Annotated in this window: 16 protein-coding genes and 2 pseudogenes; 7 read left to right on the forward strand and 11 right to left on the reverse strand. The window is 41.9% G+C overall.

Features of this window, described 5'->3' with window-relative positions; translation table 11 throughout:
* Positions 1 to 62 precede the first annotated feature (62 nt).
* On the reverse strand, positions 63 to 2549 hold the full coding sequence (locus tag H2677_RS11350; protein WP_212638577.1) for a TonB-dependent receptor: 2487 nt from the start codon (positions 2547 to 2549) through the stop codon (positions 63 to 65).
* A gap of 324 nt (positions 2550 to 2873) precedes the next feature.
* Between H2677_RS11350 and H2677_RS11355 the strand changes: the two genes are divergently transcribed.
* Together H2677_RS11355 and H2677_RS11360 are read left to right on the forward strand one after the other, a co-directional pair.
* On the forward strand, positions 2874 to 3800 hold the full coding sequence (locus H2677_RS11355) for a diguanylate cyclase domain-containing protein (RefSeq protein ID WP_113996999.1): 927 nt from the start codon (positions 2874 to 2876) through the stop codon (positions 3798 to 3800).
* Complete coding sequence (locus tag H2677_RS11360) at positions 3797 to 4798, forward strand: helix-turn-helix transcriptional regulator (protein WP_005399817.1); 1002 nt, start codon at positions 3797 to 3799, stop codon at positions 4796 to 4798. The genes H2677_RS11355 and H2677_RS11360 overlap by 4 nt, the downstream gene beginning before the upstream one ends.
* 73 nt (positions 4799 to 4871) lie before the next feature.
* Here H2677_RS11360 and H2677_RS11365 read toward each other — a convergent pair whose 3' ends face one another.
* The 4 genes and pseudogenes from H2677_RS11365 to H2677_RS11380 all read right to left on the reverse strand — a co-directional run.
* Complete coding sequence (locus H2677_RS11365) at positions 4872 to 5561, reverse strand: hypothetical protein (RefSeq protein ID WP_228301653.1); 690 nt, start codon at positions 5559 to 5561, stop codon at positions 4872 to 4874.
* 35 nt (positions 5562 to 5596) lie between these two features.
* Positions 5597 to 7108, reverse strand: coding sequence for an alkaline phosphatase (locus H2677_RS11370; protein ID WP_212638579.1), 1512 nt, complete (start codon positions 7106 to 7108; stop codon positions 5597 to 5599).
* 13 nt (positions 7109 to 7121) lie between these two features.
* Complete coding sequence (locus H2677_RS11375) at positions 7122 to 8738, reverse strand: alkaline phosphatase (RefSeq protein ID WP_212638580.1); 1617 nt, start codon at positions 8736 to 8738, stop codon at positions 7122 to 7124.
* Positions 8739 to 8926: 188 nt separating this feature from the next.
* Positions 8927 to 9343 (reverse strand): annotated as a pseudogene (locus H2677_RS11380) (Fic family protein); the annotation flags it as partial.
* Between the two features lie 12 nt (positions 9344 to 9355).
* Between H2677_RS11380 and H2677_RS11385 the strand changes: the two are divergent.
* The 3 genes from H2677_RS11385 to H2677_RS11395 all read left to right on the forward strand — a co-directional run bounded on the left by H2677_RS11385 (position 9356) and on the right by H2677_RS11395 (position 10983).
* Positions 9356 to 9604 (forward strand): hypothetical protein, encoded by a 249-nt coding sequence (locus H2677_RS11385; RefSeq protein ID WP_228301654.1) that lies wholly within the window; start codon positions 9356 to 9358, stop codon positions 9602 to 9604.
* Positions 9604 to 9774, forward strand: coding sequence for a hypothetical protein (locus H2677_RS11390; RefSeq protein WP_212639626.1), 171 nt, complete (start codon positions 9604 to 9606; stop codon positions 9772 to 9774). The genes H2677_RS11385 and H2677_RS11390 overlap by 1 nt, the downstream gene beginning before the upstream one ends.
* Before the next feature lie 43 nt (positions 9775 to 9817).
* A protein-coding gene (locus H2677_RS11395) for an IS3 family transposase (protein WP_212638581.1) occupies positions 9818 to 10983 on the forward strand; the annotation gives its coding sequence in 2 pieces (ribosomal slippage) (positions 9818 to 10064 and positions 10064 to 10983; 1167 coding nt in all).
* Between the two features lie 295 nt (positions 10984 to 11278).
* Here the strand turns inward: H2677_RS11395 and H2677_RS11400 are convergent.
* The 4 genes from H2677_RS11400 to H2677_RS11415 are packed head-to-tail and all read right to left on the reverse strand — an operon-like array spanning position 11279 to position 20123.
* On the reverse strand, positions 11279 to 13150 hold the full coding sequence (locus tag H2677_RS11400) for a DUF262 domain-containing protein (protein WP_212638582.1): 1872 nt from the start codon (positions 13148 to 13150) through the stop codon (positions 11279 to 11281).
* Between the two features lie 27 nt (positions 13151 to 13177).
* Positions 13178 to 16426, reverse strand: coding sequence for a type I restriction endonuclease subunit R (locus H2677_RS11405; RefSeq protein WP_212638583.1), 3249 nt, complete (start codon positions 16424 to 16426; stop codon positions 13178 to 13180).
* A complete protein-coding gene (locus tag H2677_RS11410; protein ID WP_212638584.1) occupies positions 16423 to 17838 on the reverse strand; it encodes a restriction endonuclease subunit S in 1416 nt (471 codons plus the stop codon). The genes H2677_RS11405 and H2677_RS11410 overlap by 4 nt, the downstream gene beginning before the upstream one ends.
* Positions 17838 to 20123 (reverse strand): type I restriction-modification system subunit M, encoded by a 2286-nt coding sequence (locus tag H2677_RS11415; protein ID WP_212638585.1) that lies wholly within the window; start codon positions 20121 to 20123, stop codon positions 17838 to 17840. The genes H2677_RS11410 and H2677_RS11415 overlap by 1 nt, the downstream gene beginning before the upstream one ends.
* A gap of 300 nt (positions 20124 to 20423) precedes the next feature.
* On the opposite strand from H2677_RS11415, the gene H2677_RS11420 reads away from it, so the two are divergent.
* A complete protein-coding gene (locus H2677_RS11420) occupies positions 20424 to 20594 on the forward strand; it encodes a YhfG family protein (RefSeq protein WP_079454551.1) in 171 nt (56 codons plus the stop codon).
* Between the two features lie 12 nt (positions 20595 to 20606).
* Positions 20607 to 21203 carry a putative adenosine monophosphate-protein transferase Fic gene (locus H2677_RS11425; RefSeq protein WP_212638586.1) on the forward strand — a complete coding sequence of 199 codons (597 nt, stop codon included), beginning with the start codon at positions 20607 to 20609 and terminating at the stop codon, positions 21201 to 21203.
* Positions 21204 to 21236: 33 nt separating this feature from the next.
* On the opposite strand, the pseudogene H2677_RS11430 reads toward H2677_RS11425, so the two are convergent.
* Positions 21237 to 21464: pseudogene (locus H2677_RS11430) on the reverse strand (helix-turn-helix transcriptional regulator).
* A gap of 93 nt (positions 21465 to 21557) precedes the next feature.
* A complete protein-coding gene (locus H2677_RS11435) occupies positions 21558 to 22454 on the reverse strand; it encodes a recombination directionality factor (RefSeq protein ID WP_212638587.1) in 897 nt (298 codons plus the stop codon).
* Positions 22455 to 22638 lie beyond the last annotated feature (184 nt).

Genomic DNA, 22638 nt, shown 5'->3' on the forward strand with positions numbered 1-22638 from the left:
TTGGGCAAGGAAACTCAGGTCTGCTTTTGCTGAGCAAACCTGAGAACTAAATTTAATTCGACTTAAAAATGGGTGTAGGTCAGTGCAAGTTTGTATGCTGGGCCATATTCTTCATATTGAGCGTTATAAGCCTTAGAGCCTGCATAGTTGTAATAAGTTTCATCGGTGATGTTTTGCACATCAAACGTCAATTGTAAGTTTTTAGATAAATTCACATGACTACTGAAATCAAGGAAGATTTGGTCATCGGTATAAATGTCTTTTTCTGGCGTGTCGATATCACCTAATGCATACAAATAGTTCGATTTATAATTTGCTGAAAGTCGTACACCAAAGCGTTCATTTTCCCAACCAATCATGGCATTACCGACCACATCCGACTGGTTTGGTAAATGAATACGACGGCTCAGAAGTTCGCCATCTTTCATCGAATCAATATCCGCCTCTGACTTACTAAAGGTGGTATTTAAACCCAACAAGAACCCGTTCCATGGTGCTCCTAGATGGTCAAACTTTTGTGAGTAGGCAAACTCCATCCCGTACAGTTTTGCTTCATTACCATTTTTATAGGTTATAGCTTCATCAAAGTCAGCCCATTGCCCTGTTCCTGCAATATTGGTGTTATAAATAAAGTTATCGATATTTTTATAAAATGCGTAGAAACCCACCATACTGGCTTTGCCAAAATACTTTTCCACCCCCAAATCAAAGTTAGAAGATTCTAAAGGCTTTAACATTGGGTTACCAAACTCAGCTTCATCGCCATCGATATAAACACTTGGTGCACTTTGCGCAAAGTTTGGACGTACCACACTATTGGTCCAAGCGGCACGGAGGTAAGCGTTATCGGCCAATTGATAACGTAAATGTAGGCTTGGCAACCAATGATCATAGTCATTTTTATATTTAGTCGCAGTGATCACATCATCGTTGAACTCAAAACCACGTGCTTCAAAGTTGGTATTTTCATAACGTAAGCCTGCAATCACACGCAGTTGATCCAAATCAACGGTATTCATGACATAAGCCGCTTGTATGTCTTCATTCGACTTAAAGTCATTAATGATTGAACCGTCAGCAACCACATAATCATTTGGATTTAATCCACTGATTTTATCTTTAATAGCGTTTTTATTAATGGTTGGACCAAACTGACCCAGTTCATAATGGCTGTTTGAATTGAAATCTGAACTTGACGTACTGAGATCTTCATATTTCCATTCATCGGTATTGTTGGTTTTTTCACGTTGACTGATTTTTCCGCCGAACTTCAATGCAGCAGCATAATTCCCCAGCATATAGTCTTTCAAAAAGTCTAATTTACCGTTGTATTCTTTATCGGTGGTTTTAGATTTTTCCCACGACACCGAATCTAACTCATAGTTGGCCGCATCATAAAAATCTTGGTCTGCCGTAATTACAGGTTTTTGCGTACTATTAAATCCAACATTACTAAAATCACCTTGGTATTTTGCCCCCGAAATTCCCCCTGGATTTTCCTCCGATGCTTCGCTATAACCGAGCTGACCTTCCACCGTCCACGTGCCAAAACCTTGCTTACCACCGAGGACAAAAGACTGTATTTCTTGTGTTTCTTCACGGCTCTTCAGTGAACGAGTCACTTCTGCATCACCACGCTGGCCTGCAAGTTGTGGATCAGAAAATTCAGCCGCCACTTCCTGACGTGATTCAGTGTCTTTAAAGCGACTATATAAAGTTCTTAAATAGTATTCGCCTGTGTCATTCGGACGGTAATCAAAGTTTAAACCCGCACCAATGCGCTCACGTTCGATGTCATATTGACGCATTGCGGTTTCTTCAAGTGCGTCTCCATCCCAAGCCCCACCCGTTTCAACATTGTCCGAGCCAAATTTTCGGTTTTGATAACTCAGTGCCAGTGCCACCCCAAGGTTGTCTTGCCCCTCACCAACACTGAAACGATTACTGATAGCACCAGATGCTTTAGGGCTATATTTTTCCCGTTTTTCATCATAACCACCTTCAATCGTTCCCGTATAAAACAAACCGTCATGGTCAAAAGCCGATAAACTTTCAACCTGCACCGTACCACCTAATGAGTTGGCATCCATGTCTGGTGTCAGCGTTTTCACCACAGCCAATGACTGTACTAGCTCTGAAGGTAAGACATCCAATGCTACGCCACGGCGATCGCTTTCAGGCGCGGGAACCAAAGTACCATTGATGGTTACTGCATTTAAGTCAGCGCCTAAACCACGAACGGAAACAAAACGTCCTTCGCCTTGGTCACGCTCTGTAGATACACCTGGTATCCGTTGCAACGCTTCTGCGGCATTGTCATCGGGTAATTGTCCAATGCCATCGGCATGTACCACACTGCTGATTTGGTCGGCACGTTTTTGTTCTTTGAGTGCTTTATCCATACTTGCAGCTTGACCAATGACCTGTACATATTCCACCGTGTTATCTTCGGCATGTAGATGCGTCATGCTCAGCATTGACACGACCAGTGTGCTGAGCTGAAAACCCGCACGCTTATGTTTCATGAAACGGCTCTGATTATTTTGCATTATGTTCTTCCCCTCAAGCCAAAGTGGCATGGTTTGAACGCACAATAGAAATTGAATGTGAACATGATGTGACAGTCCCTTTTACGATCTGCCCTTTTTATTTGTTTTTGGCCATTTTCAGCAAAAAGTGAGCTAATTTGATCTGTATAGAGAAAATACTGAGCATACAGAATGATGCATATTCACCTCAAGGATAGGGTTTTTCAGCATTTTTATTCTCAAAAATCAAAAATACATTGATCTATTTTGACCCTAGCCATTGCCATCAAACTGTCATCTAAATCTGTTTAGCTTGGGCGAAAATAAATCATTTCAAAAAATGCTATGCCTAAATACTTTGCTTACTACCGCTGGCCTTTATTATGTGTAGCGACTGCCTGTAGCTTATCCCTTTGGTTGTTTATCTTACTTGGGCAGAGCAAGTCATTTGCTGAATGGAACTGGGTCGATATTTTAGGTGAAGGGGGAGCAACTGTTTTTATTGGTATTTGGATTTTCTTTATTATTAAAAGCCGTCCTTTGGGCCGTGTAACCAACTATATCTTTTATGGACTGTGTTTTATTTTTTTCCACATGTGGATGGACAGCTTAGATGAGTTTATTCGCCTGCCTAAAGAAATCATGTGGGATGCATGGCTTGAGTCCATTCCTTTTCCAATTGGACTGTATCTATTTACCATCGGGATTTATTTTTGGCATCAAGAAGAACAGGCAATTTCTAAACACATGCAAAAACGAGAACGTATTTATCGGGATCATCGCTTATTCGATGCACTCACCCCTTTGGCCGATGCTCATTATTTTAAAACACAGCTCAAAGCCGCAATCGAGCAAAACTCGCATGAACCCAGCGACATGTCCGTCATACTGCTAGATATGCATAATTTTAATCAGATTAATCAAGCACATGGCTTTGATGAAGGCACGTCTATTTTACAGCATGTTTCACAATTGATTAGCTTAAACTTACGACCACAAGACCTGCTCTGCCGCTTCGCAGGAGATCGTTTTATTATGCTGTTACCAGAGACGAAGCTACAACAGGCTGAAAAAATGGCTGCTCAACTTGAACGCATGCTTATGGTCAGTGCTTATTATCAACGTGATTTGTCCGTGCACATTCCTCTAAAAGCACTCACGACCTGCTGCGCTGTCGGACAATACCAAACTGCCCAACAACTCTTGAGTGCCTTAAATCAGCAATTGCTCCAAGTGAAGCAGTACTACTCACCGAAGCGAGTCATGGTATGAGCTTTGAATGCGACTACAGCTACATTCCTGCGCATCATCAATTGTCTATTTTAATTGATTTGGCAGCGAGTCATGAAGTCGAACATCACGTCCTGCTCAGTGGCAGCAGTATTTTCTTAGAAGATATCTTTTCGGGGCAAAAACTAATTAGTCAACAACAGTTACAACAGGTTTTAAAAAATGCTGAACAGTGTTTTCGCAATCAGGACATCAGTTTTTTATTTGGTCAACGCAGCCTAACCACCCCCTTTAATGACGCCATTAAATCCATGCTTTATGCATCGACCTTCGATGAGGCACTTAGCCGTTATTTAACATTTTCCGCGTCCGTTTCACCTTGGTTATGCCCTCGACTCATGTACAGTCAAAGCCATATTCATATTTATTGGTTAGATGAAAACAAGCTTGAAAATCGCTTTTTAATCGAAAGCGCAATGAGTGCAGTACAAGCGTTTAGCCGTCAACTGTACCAAGCCAAATTAGCGTGGAAATTCGAGTTTAATTTTTCTGAACCGGATTATATTGAACAATATTGGACACATTTAGGCAGTGCTTTAGAGTTTAATCGCCCGATCAACATGATGAGCCTACCTCGCGATTTGATTTATGAAAAACTTCCAAATGCCTCTTCGACCTTAGCTTCAATCAGTTATCAATATGCGCTGAAAGAAATGACAGCTCAAAATATTCAACAGAGTTTTTTGCTCAGTTTGCACCAATATTTAATGCAGAATATTCAAAATAATATTCAACTTGAACAAACCGCTGACTATTTTCAAATGAGTTCTGCCACCTTAAAACGTAAACTGAAAAAGCATCAGACCCATTTTCAGGCGCAACTCGATCAAAGTCGTTTGCATACTGCCATCATTTTATATCGTGTACATGGTTTTAAAACTGAACAGATTTCTCAGTATTTACAAATTAACGATGCCACTAATTTTCGACGTGCGTTTAAGCGGTGGAGTGGTTTAACCGTACAAGCGGCACAGTCCTAAGCGCTTATTTTTCCCAAAAAAATCACGGGTATTTCTATTGTAACGTCGAAATTAAAAGTCAAAAACTCATCGGCTAATCACTAAAGTCCGCATAGTCACGTTCGCTGTATTTTTCTGTTTGTGTCCAAGGTGTAGCAACATGTTGGCCAATTTTGCGCACGGTAAAGGTTTTGGCATAGCCTGAGGTCGGTTTGAGCAATTCATATTTTAGAACCAGTTGATCCTGTTCACTCCATATAATATTCAACGTTTGCCCAGCACTGCGTATTTGATAATGCACTAACTTCGGATCACGTTGAATCAATTGTGCTCGCTTTAAAATGTCAGGATGAATCAAACTATATTCACAGCGCCAACAGTTTTTCATCCCTAGCATTTCTTGATCGACATCCTGCAATTGCACCCGCATTTTTTCATCTGGCAAAATATAAAAACGCTGAAACGGACTTTCTACGTTTGCTTGCCCGACTACATCTTTGCGCTGCATCCACTGAATTGCACTGTCAAAACTCACATGCTCATGGGTGTCTGTTTTGGCAGACACATGAGCGTTGCTATGTGTCTGGGCTTCGTCAGCATGCGTTTGTGTGTTTAGACGTTCAATCCAAATATTTTGCTCATCTCGAATTATTTTCTCACTGTATTTTTGAATTGTCGTGACCCCATTGGCATCCAACCGTTCAATCTGATAATCAATACGATATTCATCGGCCGACCATACCCATGGACTGAGCAAACTGAAAGACAATGCTAAGAATTTCATTTTGAATTTGAACGGCCGTATAAATCTTGTATCCATTAGAATCCAAACGCCTTTTTCAATTGCTCAAATACCCATGTATTTTCTTGTGTGCCTTTGAATAGATTTGAATTCTTTCCTTCAGCAAACAGCATCACATCTCCGCCGCCATGTGTTTCGCTTTTCGTCAGTTGTACCCCGACTTCTTGTTTATAGTCGTCAGCAAAGGCTTGCTCGTTGCTAATACTGTCACGAATATCTAAACGTTTACCCGTACCATTTCCAAAAACAAGCGTCGTTCCTGTTGCCCCATTTACATCGCGGTATGGATTATGTACTTGGCCATCAGCCAGCACTTTGCTGTAAGCATTTTGCTCTTTTGCAATATTATAGTCATAGCTCAGCCCCAAAATACCTGGATTAGTTTCCGTCGTTTGACCCGTTCGTGCGGCATAACCATTAAAGGTCATCACATGGTCATGGTCTGCCGTCACTACAATCAAGGTATTGCTCAAATCCACTTTATCCAGTGCAGTTTGAATTGCATCATTAAATGCCTTGGTTTCCTGCAATGCCCGTTTGGCATTATTGGCATGTAGCGCATGGTCAATACGCCCACCCTCAACCATCAAGAAATAGCCTTGTCCATGATTCTGTGCTTGCAGTGCATCAATCGCTTTACTGGTCATCGCCGCCAGACTCGGTTCAGTCTCTATATTCTTCTTGAGTCGATCCAAATCAAAATTTAAATGCGACTGTGTGGAGAATACGCCGAAAATTTTCTGAGTATTGACCGTCTGTGCCAAATCACTTTGGCTTAAAACGGTTTGATAACCCTGCTGTTTAAACTCTGCCAATAAATCACGACCATCCAAGCGCCCTTTGGGGTTAGAGACTGCATCATAAGGCGTCCAATGATTTAAGCCGCCTCCCATAAGGACATTAATGCCATCCAATAAGTTTGGATTATAAGCTTTACCTTTTGGAACAGCTTGAAGCGCTATATCGTATTGCGCATCACGGTGACAGATATGTGCATAGGTTGCCGCAGGTGTGGCATGGGTGAGTTCGGTCGTCGTCACTACGCCAACCGCTTTACCCTGCTTTTTTGCCAGTTCTAAAATACTTAACGCAGGCATCCCTGCGACCATACTACTGCCCTGTTCTGGGCAACGGTTGATGGCTTTCGCTAAGCTTTTGCCATTCGGCAATTTTCCATCTTCAGGTTCGACCGCAACCGTTCCTGTTGTCATGGCAATCACTTCATTTTTATTTTTCTGCCCAGTCATATAGGCGCCCATAGAGGGAGCGCTATCTGTGGTTTGACCATCCTCAGAATAGGTTTTAATCCGTGCTGCGTGCTTCATGCTGTCCATGGCCAGTTTGCCATTTTCCCCCACAGCATAAATACGACTTGCCGTCACTGTGGTTGGTCCCATGCCATCGCCTAAAAAGAATATAACGTTTTTCGTCGGTGTAAGTGTGGTGTCAGCAGCATACAAAACATTTGAAGAAATCGACGCTGTAAGCAGAAGCATCATGTATGGGATGGTTTTTAAAATAGGTTTCATGGATATCCCTCTGCTATAAGCCTGTGATCTTACGAATCAGGTGATTGACCTCAATATTTTCAAGGCTACCCGAGAACTGATCTGCCCCCTGACCAATCGCACCTAAAAACACATCGGCACCACCATGCGTTTCTTTATCTTTATAGCCCGTTTGAATCACAGCTTCTTGTTGGAAATCATCCGCAGCAGTGCCCGTACACCAACCCGTTTCAGCCAAAGGATAAGTGAAGCTATATTTTTCGCCTTGTGGTGCCTTTGGCCCTTGTACAGGATGACAGACATCACTGTCTTTTAAGTTCAGCACCAAGTCATCCATACGGTTTTGAGTAGGGCGTTTTTTGCCCGTACCAAAACCGATAATCGGATAAGGTTGACCATGAATATCTTGAGCAAAGCCCGCTTGGTCATAATTTTTCACTAGACCAAGCACACTGGTTTCCTTACCTTCAATATATTTTCCTGTGCGCTTGGCATAACCATTTAAAACCATGGTGTGATCATGGTCTGCCGTGATTACAATCAGTGTATTTTTAAGTTCAGGATCACTTTGTTTAAGTTTTTGAATGGTTGCTTCTAAAGCATCATTTAAGGCAATCGTGTCTTGTAAAGCGCGCTTGGCATTGGTGTCATGTAGCGCATGATCTATACGCCCACCCTCCACCATCAGGAAAAAACCTTTTTTATTTTGCGTCAGGATATCTAAAGCAGACAGCGTCATTTGCTTGAGACTCGGCTCTGCCAAGTTTTTCTTGGTGCGATCTAAGTCGTAATTTAAATGACTGTGATTAAATAAACCCAATAATTTTTCATTTTTCGCCAGTTGCACTTGGGAGAGTTGGTTTTCATCAAAAACCACGCGGTAGCCTGCCTTTTGCATCTCGGTAATTAGATTGCGCCCATCAGTACGTTCTCCACCTGCATCTTTAGGCAAAAATTGACGCTTACCTCCACCTAAAACAACATCGACTCCATCTTTGAGTTTGAGGTTATAACGTTGATAATCATCGCCTTTTGAACTCGGGACCAACTGTGATGCAATATCATTTTCAGCATCACGGTGGCATATATGCGCATAAGTCGATGCAGGCGTGGCATGCGTGATCCGCGTCGTGGTTACAACCCCGGTTCCCCAACCCTTTGCTTTGGCTAATTCGAGTAAAGTCTGTGTGTTTTGCTTATTTTTGTTTTGAGGGTTAGTCGCACACTGGTTATTCCCTACTGAGTCAGGTTCAACCGCAATTGTCCCTGTCTGCATCGAGATCACCTCGTTTTTCATCTTCACACCGGTCATGTATGCGCCCATCGAAGGTGCGCTGTCCGTGACTTGTGCATCTTCAGAAAAGGTACGAACAAAAGCAGACTCAGGCAGCCGATCAATCGCCAACTGACCATCTTCACCAACAGCATAAATACGTGAAGCGGTAAGCGTGGTGATGCCCATACCATCACCCAAAAAAAAGACCACACGTTTCGGTTGTTGGACTTTTTCTTGTTGGAGCTGTTGCTCTGTATTGGCTTGTTGATTTCGCGTTATCGTAGTAGTTTGACAAGCGGTAAGCAATAAAGCGCTGAAACTTATACATACCACGCTGATTGTTTTTAATTGGAATTTTTCAAAAGAACCGAGCATGGCATCAACCCATCTAAAGATGGCTGAACCATACGCCGCAGATATTTAAATAAGATGACATTTAACTACTTTTTCATTTACTTGCTAAAAATAACCCGAAACCTATTTAGAGTTATATAGGCATAGTTGGTAATCCAGCGGCTTTTGGTATTGAGCCACCGATTGTCTACCTATGACGCCACTTAGTTTTATACACTCAATCTATACTTTTGCTTCGGACTCTTCGGTTTATCTGGAATAGTACGATCAACTAAACCCACTTCTATTGCTGGATTCAAATAATTCTTTTGGAATGTTGCTCGATGGCTCAAACCCACCAATTGCATCAATTCAGCCAAAGTATAGTCTTCTTGCTTCATTGCCGAAACCAAACGTTGTACTTGATCGCTCACTTATACGCCAGCTTGAGCGGTAACATGATCGCTATCTTGAGCGGTATCAGTTGAACTCAGGATTGCATCTAAAATCATCTGTAAGATGAATTCTATAAATGGTGCTGAATCAGTACGAACTGTACTTACTTGCAATGCTTCGTAATAGGCTTTTTGATTCTGATGGATCAAGCTTTCAACAGGAATATTGGCAAAGTAGTTATTCAATCTGCTCTTTCAGGCGATATGCAAGCGGCTAGCTTAGTCCTTTCCCGTATTGCACCAACACTTAAAGCTCAAACAGAAACAGTCCAGTTCGAGCTAGATGCCACAGCAAGTGTTACCGAACAAGCTCAATCTGTTTTACAGGCTATTGCTGACGACAATGTTGCGCCTGATGTGGGTAAACAAATCATTGAAGCGATTAATGCTTTAAATGGTATTCGTCAGATTGATGAATTAGAACAACGTATTAATGCTTTGGAGAAACACTAATGAACCTGCCAACACGAGAAGAATATGAATTTTTACGTTTTAAATTTACACAGGATATTGCACATGGTTCACCAAGTGACCGTTTGGTTGCAATGCATAATCTAATGCACATCATGGGTTTATATGCTTCTAGCGATGAACTGATCCTAGCCAAAATAATGGACAGATAGTTCCTCTAAAGCTAACGTAAAGTTAACTTTGGAGATACAAGAAATGGCGAAACGCTTTAGTCCTGAATTTAAACAACAATCGATAGAGTACGCACTAGCAAACACACATGAACCATTAGCTGTCATAGCCAGGAAGTTAGGTGTGGGTTATTCAACACTAGATAAATGGGTACGTGCAATGAATCTGGCTGGAACCAGTAAACGACAACTTACACCAGAACAACAACGTATTGTTGAACTTGAGAAGGAAAACAGACAACTCAAGGAAGCCAATGATATTCTAAAAAAGGCGCATGTGTACTTTCTGACCGCCGATCAAACCAAGAAAAGTACACGGTAATAGCGGATTTAACGATGAAAAAGGCAGTCACTATATCTTCCGCCTGTAAATACTTAGCCGTCAGCCCTTCTGGTTATTATGCTTGGCGTAAGCGACGAGTTGATACTGCTCAGAAATATAAGGATTTAAAAGCAGTGTATTGGTACCATCATGCTCGCTTAGATGCCCCATCACTAGTTCATGATATGCATGATTTGGGTTATAACCTGAGCGAACGTACGGTAGGAAGAATGCTCAAGCATCTCGGGTTACGCAGTAAAATTTCCCGTAAATATAAACATACGACAGATTCAAATCATCGTTTGCCTACAGCTCCCAATCTATTGGATCGCCAATTTACCGTCACAAAGCCGAATCGGGTATGGACGACAGACATTACATACATTCGAACCAAAGAAGGCTGGTTATATTTATGCGTGATGTTAGATCTATTTAGCCGTCGTATTGTGGGTTGGCAAACCAGCTATCGAATAGACCGTCAATTGGTGTGTGACGCATTTAATTATGCAATGGCACGTCAGGGTTATCCAAAGGGGGTGATGGTTCACTCAGATCAAGGATCACAGTACTGTAGTCGTGATTTTAGAGCGATACTATTGACGAATGGGTGTATTCAAAGCATGTCTCGCAAGGGGAACTGTTGGGATAATGCTGTTACAGAAAGCTTCTTTCATACATTGAAAGGTCATGTGGTACACGGTAGTGTGTTTACTACTAGAAAAGAAGCCAATGCTGTCTTGTTTGAATATATTGAGATTTACTACAATCGAATGAGGCGACATTCTGCCAATGGTTGGTTAAGTCCAGAAGCCTTTGAACAGAAATATTTTAAGAATTTAGAGGGATCGATTGTTCACAATTCTGTCTAGGATCAGCCTTTGAACAGAAATATTTCAAAAATTTAGAGGGATCGGTTGTCCACGATACTGTCTAGGATCATAATCCGAGATCAAATTTTTGAAGCTCATTGTCGCTATTTAACGCGTATACATCAAAAGGATATTTTTTTCTCTTCAAAACTTCTAAAAGTTTCTATGGTAGGCTTTTTATTTCAGTAGCCACCGAAGTGGCTACTGAAATAAAGTTAAATATCATTTTAATAAATAATTAAACAATATATTGAATATTTAGAATGATCTAAGATTACCTTGACTTACAGCTTCTTTATAATACCGGTGTAACAACTTGATCTATGTTTGTACATTGCTCATTTTCATCAGCAAATTTATATTGGTCTATTCTTTGTCCATTAATTGTCCAAGCCAAAAGAGCTAAATTCAATAAAACTTGCTGACGCTGTAGAATCTGCTCATTTTTCCATTCAGTAAAAGCATACTTATAATCTTGGATAAATTGATTCGTTGAGGTATTTTTACCAATACTAAACTCATTATCTAGCATTTTACTCAGTACTAATGCTGAATTTTTATACTCAGATTGCTTTTGTTTAAACCAATCTGCACTTAGGTCATTAAAATTATTAACCGCCTGATTAATCTGACCTTCTAATAATGTCACATTACCTAACATATAAACTTGGCCACTATATTCTAAATAGCCAGCCCCATACTCTTCAGGAATTACATCAGCCTTAGGTGTCTGAGGTAAAATATGTTCAACTTGCAGACTTTGGATAAATCCATGGTCCTTCAGTGGCATATTACAAAGCTCAGCCGCTTTATTTTCCAATGTACCTAGAATATAACGCAGACGATAAAGCGGATTAAAAGCATCATGACGTTTCGTTAAGAAGGTTTGTTTAAATTCTGCCGCCTTTTTAGTTATATATTTTGCAATAGTTTTTTCAACAGCAACTTTTACCTGTTCAATGGTTTTTAAGCCACGGAAATATTGCACCCATATACTAAAATTGTTCTCGTTATATTTTGCCTGTATACCTAATGTATTACTCACAAAAAACAAAGTTTCTAATTGTTTTGCAAGATAATTGATCACTTCATCTTCACAATTAACATCTAAGGCCAATAACAGTAATAAGTGCTGTCTGGACATATATTTATTAATGTAGCCTATATTAACTACAGCAGGGTAAGCTTGATGATGATCAGCTAAACTTGTCGCATTAACTAATTTTGAATAGCGTTCTGAAGCACTCAATAATGCATTTACAAATTCGATTGGTTTATTTTTATAGTTAATTAATGGCTCACCCTCAGAAATGATCCATTTATAAATATCTTCCTCACGTAGAATTCCATTATTACAGTAACGTGCCATTAAGAAATATCGTAGGAAGCGTAATGGGTTCTCCCCTTCCTTACATGCATGAATATTTCCAACAACCATTTTCCATTTAGATTTGATATCAGGAAAATCTTTTTCATTAGCTTCACTAAAAATAAGATTTTTAACCAAATCCATAGCATCCAGGCTTGCCCCACGCTGATTACTGGTTTCAAATATTTTCAATGCGCCATGAAGGTCCGCAGAAACAATAAAAACTAGGACAATTTTATTAAAGAAGAAAGTAATAAAGTCAACCAGATGCTCTTGTCCTTCATTCTTCAAACTTGCAATATATTCATACATCGCATCATAGGCAGCCTGCATTTTTTGAATAGATGGCGTAACTTTACCTTTGTATTCTTTTTTATGAATAAGATAGCCTAAATAATTTTGGCTTTCTTCGTATTGCAACTCTACACGGTTTTGATGGGATGCCGTTTTCATATTGAAAGTCGACAACCATGATTTAATCGCGTTATAAAAGTTTTCAGCAGATTCAGTACGGGTAATACTTTCTAAAAAATCTTTTAATGCACAGAGAGTTAGTACAATTGTAGTAAGACGTTGCTGACCATCTATGACATCATAATTATCCTGTTTTTTAACAATAATTACTGACCCTAGATAGTAGCTCGAATCATTATTTGAAGTTTCAAAAGCATTATCTATATCTGTGATGAATTGTTTTACTTGATCATTAGCTTTCCATACATATTCCCTTTGATAATCAGGAACAATAAAGAATTGATTAATATCTGAAATACTTTTTACTTGGGCATCAATTTGCATTTTATTTCCCCCTCTCCCTCTCTAAAATTATCGACTGCTCAACATATCAAAAATCACCCGTGCAAAGATGCTGGCCTTCGCCGGATCAGACAGCAACTGCATCATCTGTTCCTGATGTGCCGCACTACTGCCAAGAATGGCATCATCCATCGCTTTCGGGAAATCACCCAGCATGGCCTGTTCACGGGTATTGTTGGCGATCTGCTTCATCACAATCTCATTTTCCGCCAGTTTGTCACGTACCGTATAGGCATAGTTCAGCATGTCTTTATCGGTTAGGTTATCAGTGATAAAGACATCATTCAGACGCTCAATGATCTGTGACAGGAACTCTTCTTTCTTATCGCGTGGCTTGGCTGCACCGAGGTCATTGCCCGGTTCCAGCTGATTGTCTTCGGCATCTTCTTTCAGCTTGATGTCTTGCTGACGGATCTTGGACAAGCGGTAATGGCTCATACTGACATTACTTAGATCTACCTCATCGTCTTTCGTTGCGGTTTCACGCAGCAATGGACGCAGGTTACGCGCATACAGACTAAGTTTTTCCAGTTCTTTGTCATCGTAGTCCACGATCTGCGACATAAACTCGTAAAAACGAGTAAAGCTTCCCAAGTCTTTTTTAAAGATTTCCAGCTTGTCTTTTTCAAGCTTGGCCTCTTTAAAGGCATTGTCGGCATTGGCAATCAGCACCGCATCATTGGTTTTCTTGCAGCGTTCCAGCATGTCTCGGGTGGTGTTATAGGCTTCGATGGCTTGGCTATAGCGTTTCTGCCAACGTTCAACCGCAGGCTTGCAAATGTTACTGATCGCGGCATTGGATTTGTTCTTGGTAAAGAACGCATCGACAAACTGCTCGACTTCCGTCCACAAGAAAATCTTGCTGGCGTTCAACTTTTCAAACAAGTCAAAGATCTGATCCGGATTCGATACATCAGCCAGTTCTGCGGTTTGATAGTAAGGCTGGAAGGCCCCAAGAATGTCTTCGGGATCGTTAAAGAAATCCAATACAAAGGTGCCAGATTCCGCTTTACCCGGATAGGTACGGTTCAAGCGTGATAAGGTTTGTACGCACTCAACACCACCGAGTTTTTTGTCTACGTACATGGCACACAGTTTCGGCTGGTCAAAGCCAGTCTGGAACTTGTTGGCCACCAGCATCACCTGATAGTCATCACTATCAAAGGCCTTACGCATTTCCCGTCCTTTTAGCCCTGGGTTCATGTTGCGTTCATTAAAGGTCTGACCGACTAAACCACTGCTGTCGGTATCCTTGTCATTAAACTCAACCTCACCCGAGAATGCGACCATAGCCTGAATGGACTTATAGCCCTGATCCGTCACATATTTGTCAAAGGCCAGCTTGTAACGCACCGCTTCTTTACGTGAACTGGTCACCACCATGGCTTTAGCCTGCCCACCCAATAAGCCCATCACGTTATTTTTGAAATGCTCGACAATGACTTTCACTTTCTGAGAAATGTTGTGGTCATGCAGGCGTACCCATTGATTCAGCCTGATCTTGGCTTTTTTGGCATCGACCTGTTTGTCGGCTTCTTCAATTTTCTGTTTGAGTTTATACACCACTTTATAGTTGGTATAGTTTTTTAGCACATCCAGAATAAAGCCTTCTTCAATGGCTTGGCGCATGGAGTAAACATGGAAGGCTTCCGGCTTGTTTTGCTTGGATGGCGGTAGCTCAGGATTGGGTACACGGCCAAACAGTTGCAGGGTTTTGTCTTTCGGTGTCGCGGTAAAGGCATAGTAGCTGAGGTTATTACTGCCCTTACGTGCAGCCACCACCGCATCCAAAATATCTTCCGAAGACAGTTCAGCATCCTCTTCGCGCTCTTCCAGCATCAACACTTCTTTGAGTTGTCGTGCCGTAGAGCCGCTTTGTGAAGAATGCGCTTCATCGGCAATCACCGCATAACGTCGCTGTTTCAGATTGGTACTGTTTTCAATCGCACGCAGCACAAAGGGGAAAGTCTGGATGGTCACAATGATAATCGGCTGTGAGGTTTCCAGTGCCTTGGCCAGTTTTTCCGATTTGGAGCCATCGCCTTCTTTGTTATTGATGCGTCCGACCACGCCATCGGCATGTTCAAACTGGTAGATGGTGTCCTGTAGCTGGGCATCCAGAATGGTACGGTCAGTGACCACAATCACCGAATCAAACAGTTTCTGATTGTGTTGATCGTACAGGGTCGACAGCTGATGTGCTGTCCAGGCAATCGAGTTGGACTTACCTGAACCTGCACTGTGCTGAATCAAATATTTCTGCCCAGTGCCCTCCTCTAAGGCGGCATTGATCAGTTTGGTGACCACATTCCACTGGTGGTAACGTGGGAAGATCAGCAGTTCTTTTTTGTACTTGCGGCCTTCCCAGTCTTCTTTTTCTTCAATTTGCAGATGGACAAAACGTCCAATGATATTCAGCAAATTGTCCGGGGTGAGAACTTCATTCCACAGATAGGCGGTGGCGTACTGATTCTGGTCTTCTGGCACGTCATTGCCTGCGCCACCGTCATGCGTGCCTTTATTGAATGGCAGGAAGAAAGTATCTTCTCCGGCCAGTTGGGTCGCCATATAGACTTCGTATTGACTCACGGCAAAGTGTACCAATGCGCCACGCTTAAACATCAGCAAGGGTTCAGGCTTGTTAGTTTCTGGATCTTTCGGCAAGCGGGTGCGTTTGTACTGCAACATGGCATTCTGCACCGCCTGTTTAAACTCGGACTTGAGTTCCAGAGTAGCAACAGGAAAGCCGTTAATGAACAATACCAAGTCAATACGCCATTTCTTGGCCTGTTTGCCCATGTCCTGTAACTCGGCAGCGGTAGCATAGGGGCTATAGACCAACTCTGGCACAATGCGGCAGATGTTCTTTTTGTAATTAGCTAAGGTATCGGGATTCAGCGCATGTTCCGGTTTAAACTGACAGAGGAAAAAACGTGCGCTGCGGGTTTTCACTCCGTGACGCAGCACACCTAAAGTGCCATAGCTACGTGACTGTTCATCGGTGGCATTGATGTCGGCTTTCTTCAGCTGGGCAACCACCGCATCGAGAAAATGCCGTTCGGTATCATTTGGAAAGATGCGCTGAAACTTCTGCCAATCTTGTGCTTGGGTTTGTTGCACAAAATCCAGTACGTCCTGCTCATACAAGGCGGTTTCACGGTTGTAGCCTTGTGGCGTACCGAGTTGCCAGCCCTGTGCCAGCATTTGGGAAATAATGTCGTTCTGGAAAATGCTTTCACGGGTCGCGTCTAGACTCATGCACTTAACTCCGTATGTGTCTCAGCAACTGTTGGGGCTTGCCAGTGGCGAACATCAATTTTTCCAGTCACTGCCGAAGAAATCAGGGCGGTTCGGCGTTCTTGCATTACCTCAATAGCCCTGCTTGATTTTTCAATCAATGAGTTAAATGTCTCTATTTTTTGATTTAGATAAACAACTAACTGTAATTGTTCGTCTAATGGCGGGATTGCTGAAATAAATTCTAAAATTGCAGTTTTTGTAATATTGTTTGCCATACCTTCAGCACCACTAATAGCTCTCTCAATTAGAGTTCGCATATATGGTGTTGCCAACAATAGTGTAAAAAATCTTGAATCACAGTCTTTGCTCAAATGGATTCTAAATATCTTGTCTGAAAGTAATAAATTCTCTTGAACATTCTCAGGTACTAATGCAACAGATCCGATCAAATTAATTGATCCACTCGCACGAGACATAAGTACATCCCCTGCTTTCACTTGATACTGAGTATGAGGCTTAATATTTTCAGGTAAAGCTTTATTTTGATTCGCATGAAAAACACCATTGTTTACACAACTGGTTTTTAATACTCCCCACTGATCTGAAGTAGCAGGAATATTTTCACATTCAGGGCTTTTGCCTTGTTCCATTAAGTTGATAATTCTTTTTATAGGGGCAACTTTCCAATGCTCCGGCACTTCCCCTAACCATTCCACACCAGAATTTTTCATCGGGACATTTGGATCAAGTCCTTTAGTCACGGCATGGCTAATCACTGCTTGGCGTTTTTCTTTCAGCAGTTCAATCAGTTGTTGTTGTTTTTCAATCAAGTAATCGATTTTGGCGGTTTCGTAGTCGAGGAAGTTAGCGATTTGGGTTTGTTCTTCCACGCTAGGAATAGTCAGGATTTCATTATTCAAATCTTCCATAGAAATTTTCATACGTATCGTATTCAGTTTTCCTGAAGATTCAGATTTCTTAATTAGAATACCTGTACCTAACCTACCTAAATTTTCTTGAAATGATTTAGCCTGAAATATGTAATTATAAAACCGAATATTAGTTTGATTTAGACTACGAGGATAAAGCATGTAATAAACTAAACTAGCTATACCAAAATATTTTGAAATGCCTACCGATCCAACAATAACATTCATACTGTTTAGAACAATGTCATTCTCATAAACCAATTTATAAGCTGTTAAATCTTCTTTTGGTTTATTACCACCGCTCCCTTCTTTTTCACTATAAGGAATAACACCTTGATGCATAGTCAAAGAAAGAATATTGGTAGATTTAATGGGATCATTCTTTTCATTACGCTCGTTTAATATCACTTTCAAGCGTTGTAAATCCCAATGACTCGGAATATCCCCCAACCATTCAACCCCTGAATCTTTATACTCTGCGTACTTCTGATACTTTGCCATTAAGAATGCACCTCTTGCAGAAGTGCCATAATTTCACGGCTTACCGCATCCAAATCCGCATCAATCTCGGCTAAATCACGTGGTGGCTGGTACACGTAGAAATGACGGTTAAACGGAATTTCATAACCCACGATGCCAATCTCGCCATCTTTTTCATCACGCTTGTCGGCATTGATCCAGGCATCCGGCACATGTGGCTGTACTTCACGTTTAAAGTAATCTTCAATCAGTTCTGTAGTGCTGACTTTTGGATTCAGTGCAATGTTCTCCGCATCACGCAAATCCCCATCCTGTACAAACTCCACCACTTTGCCTTGATAGCTGAACTGGCCATACAGTGGGTTTTCCGCCTGTTTCACGACCTTGTTTATCACTGGTTCTGCTTCCGGATTCTTCCATGTAATGGCATCTAACAGTTGTTTCTTCTCTTTGGCATCCAGCTTGATATCGGTTTGCTTGAGGGCTTTTTTCAGCACTTCATCAAACTGGTTAAAGTCATCAAACTGCTCAGTGCCGATCACGGCCTGTAACGCTTGGGCTTTTTCCATCAAGGCTTTCTGGAATAACCAAATTTTGCTGTCCAGTACCTCTTTAATGTCTTTTTCTTTTAGCTCAGGGAACTCGGCTTTAATCAGGGCACGGATTTCAAGCGCCACATCCTGCAACTGACCATAAGTTTCTGCTGTCCACGCTGTACCAAAGGCTGTGCCCAATTGCGCATCGATACTTTGCATCACGGCATTAAACGGTTTTGGCGCAAAACGCAATGCAGCAATCGCGCTATCCGTGATCTGTGCCGATAAGCGTAATGGACGTTCAATGGTCACGCGACGGTAACCAAATTCATGACTGTCAAAGATTTTGCTGGCGAATGGTTTTTGCTGTTCGGTTTCGCCATCCTGCGCCAAGGTGTCTACCGCGACAAAGTCACCGTAATTTTGGGTAATGGTGGCAATTTCAGCTTCAGTCAGATAGTTACGTTTTGAACCCAGCGACTTACGCATTTTGGTACTGAGGTTTGAGGCATTGATCAGCTGTACCTTACCTTTACGTTCAGCGGCTTTTTTATTGCTGAGTACCCAGATATAGGTGGCAATCCCGGTGTTGTAGAACATGTCGTTGGGTAAGGCAATGATTGCTTCAAGCAAGTCAGCTTCTAAAATGTAGCGACGGATCTCGCTTTCACCACTGCCCGCACTACCGGTAAATAAAGGTGAACCATTCAGGATAATCCCGATGCGGCTACCACTTTCAGTACTGCTGGCATCACGCATCTTGCTGATCAGGTGCATCAGGAATAATAGTGAACCATCCGATACCCGTGGCAAGCCTGCACCGAAACGGCCATCAAAGCCTTTTTGTTCATGCTCATCCTTGATGTCCTGTTCGATTTTTTTCCAGTCCACGCCAAATGGCGGGTTAGATAGCATATAGTCAAACTGATCGACAGAGAGTTGGTCATTCGACAAGGTATTACCAAGTTTGATTCGGCTTACATCCTGACCTTTAATGAGCATGTCGGCTTTACAGATGGCATAGGATTCCGGATTGAGTTCCTGACCAAAGGCACGCATCACCGCATTCGGGTTCAGCTCATGCAGATATTCCATACCGGAAGAGAGGAAGCCACCCGTCCCCGCTGTAGGATCGTAAATGGTACGGATAATGCCATCTTTGGTCAGTACATCATCATCTTCCATAAACACCAGTGCCGTGGTCAGACGCACAATGTCACGCGGGGTAAAGTGTTCCCCTGCGGTTTCATTAGAACCTTCGGCAAAACGACGGATCAGTTCTTCAAACACCAAGCCCATGTCATGGTTGGATACGTTCTTTGGACTCAGATCCGTGGTAGCAAACTTTTGCACGACTTTATACAAAAGGTTGGCATCATCGAGTAAGCCCGCAAATTCGATGAAGTTAAAGTATTCAAAAATCTCACGGGCATCTTTAGAGAAACTTTGCACATAAGTGCTTAAGTTGGCCTTGATATCACTCTGCCCCATTTTGCTAAGATCCATTGGGGAGGTGTTAAAGAAGGCTAGACCGTTGGTGGCACGCAGCAATAACTTTTCTTGAGCTTCTTCTGGCAGATTCAGCTTGGAGACTTTTTCATGTTCTGCCAGTACCGCCGCCTTGCTTTCTTCCAGTACACATTCCAGACGACGTAACAAGGTAAATGGCAGAATGATGCGACCATATTGCGATTGTTTGAAGTCACCACGCAGCAGGTCGGCAACCGACCAGATGAAAGAAGCGATTTGTGAAAAGTTATTGTTGGTCATAGTGGTGAATCAATTCCTGAATTCTTATCTGTGATCAGTATCTGGCGACACTTCGGTTGCTAGAGATAATACTGATAATTTTTTAACTGTTGGATAATATTATATTATTTAAAAGCAGATTGTTGATTATTCATTTATTGCATGACAGTTAAGCGACAAATTTTGTCGTCTGGTTTCAGATTTTTCTCATAGAAGGTTCATCCACCATAACGCTACAACCCTGCTTTTGAAAGCCGTGCCTATTTATAAGCCCATCTGCTAAACTAGGCTTACATTACCTTTGTTCAAGGAAATTCCGAAATGCTAAACACTCTCGAACAGAAAAAAAAATATATCCAAGCTACGCGCCTACAGAATTATCAGGCCAGTTTAAAGTTGGAAGGGATCCAGCCATCTTCAACCGCCCCAACATTAGATAAAGCACAGATTTTAGAAAAATATAAAAAGTTCTCACAAACTTCGGAATCGTGATCAGGCTTCCTTATGGATAAATATGGTGAAATGGGTGACAGCATTTACTGTTACCCCTACTCGGACGTCCTCAAAAACAAACTGAACATTCAGGATGCTGAAATTCTGCAACAGGCAGAAATGGAGTTGACTGAGTATGCCAGCACACGCATTGAGTATGCGGAGCCACCTTACGATCTCAAATACCTGCAATCCATTCACTTTCAGCTCTTTTCAGACCTGTATGCCTGGGCAGGTGAACTAAGACAAGTGGATATTGCCAAAGGCGATACCCGCTTTTGTACCTTCCCGCGTATTGAAATTGAAGCCAATAAGCTCTTCAAGCAACTTGAGCAGCAGAACTATTTTCAAGGTTTAGCCAAACCAGCACTTATCCAAAAAATCGCTGATTTTTATTGTGAACTTAATGTTATTCATCCTTTCAGAGAAGGCAATGGACGCACTCAGCGTATTTTCTTTGAGCATTTACTCGCCCACTGCGGCTATGGGGTACAGTGGAGTAAAATTAACAATAAGGAAGTCTGGATTCAGGCCAATATTGATGGATTCAACTGCCGGCTAGATGGACTGATCGCTATTTTTGAAACCTGCATTATCACTCCTGAATAACAAAAAAATTAAGGGAGCCGAAGCTCCCATCCATTACCGGCTTTCCAACTTGGCTTCAATCCACTGATTGATTTCCCAAGCTGACCAGCCAATACGTGATTCACTTAAGCGCATAGATCGAGGAAATGTAGGATCATAGTATTTTGATTTCTAATTGATCATTTCATAGATCTTAGCTCGATTAATACTCTTAAATTCGATGACATCAATAAGGTTAATAATTTGATTCATTTGAAAGGTTTGTCCAACAAATGCATTCATGACATGTTCTCCTAAAATTATTTAAGCGAGCTGTCTTCCGCTCAAATAAACAGGACGCTCCGAAAAAAATAATTCGAGGGCGTCTAAACAGATCTAATTCACTGCTTGCACACTCTGCTTTAAACCTTGCTGAATCTCCTGCACATAGCCCAATTGCGCTGAATGCTCTGTATCTACAGCACTGTCATTGTTTGGATAAAACTCCTCTAGCAATTCCATCCCCTCCTCTGCATGCACCTCAAACTTGGCATTGGCAAAACCCTGCCGCGCAATCTGATCTAATGCCGCCTGATCAAACCCTGCCTGCTTACCTTGTTGGTCAATCTCCTTGGCTGTCTGTATGGCGGATTGCAAATCCACACCTTCCCGTAACGTTAAATCTACGTAATACACGGGCTGACGATAGCTTTGGGTGGTACTTTTTCCACGCAAGGTGAGCTGCAATGGTAAACACGACAACAAACCACCTGATGCCGCATGGTAATAACTCAGTCGCGCAGCCAAAGTCCGAATACTGTTAAAGCCTGTGGTTCTGAAAATAAAAGTCCCAAACTCATCGGCTTCGCCTAAATTGACATGTAGGCGTCCATAAGGCTTGCAATGTCCACCTTGTCCAAGTGGGCATAAGTCGGGTGATGGACAAGGATGTTGCTCTACACCTTGTGATGTCATGCGTTGGCAGGTTTGACCATTCCCCACACAAATCGGACGCCCTGTTTGTCGATCAAACAGACTGTACTCTGCCCGTAGGTTCAACTCAGGATCGTTAAAGATCATTCTCACTGGAATGCTTCTGAGTTTTTGGTTCGGTGCTTTGGCTCGTAGTTGTTCATCTAATGGGTGCTTGAACCATCCATCTTTCCCTTGAATTTGACTGGTAATGGTAAATTGATCATCTTTTTCAGGGACACGCTTACCATTCTTTTCCACGACCTTGCCAATACTGATACGACCTAGTACGGGTGGTGTAATTGCGAGACCTTTGATCATAATGTATCCTCTATGGAGTTTAAAAGTTAAGCCATAAAAAAACCCTACGTTCCTAGAGGACGTAGGGTTTCTTAATCTGAGCTAGTTGTTTGTGTGGTCTATTGAGACGAGATGTTGAAATATAAAAGCACGGTTAAAACCATGCTTTCAAATGAATGACTTTAATACTACTGGTCATGCTTTC

It is taken from the genome of Acinetobacter junii, from assembly GCF_018336855.1.
GTDB classification, from domain to species: Bacteria; Pseudomonadota; Gammaproteobacteria; order Pseudomonadales; family Moraxellaceae; genus Acinetobacter; species Acinetobacter junii.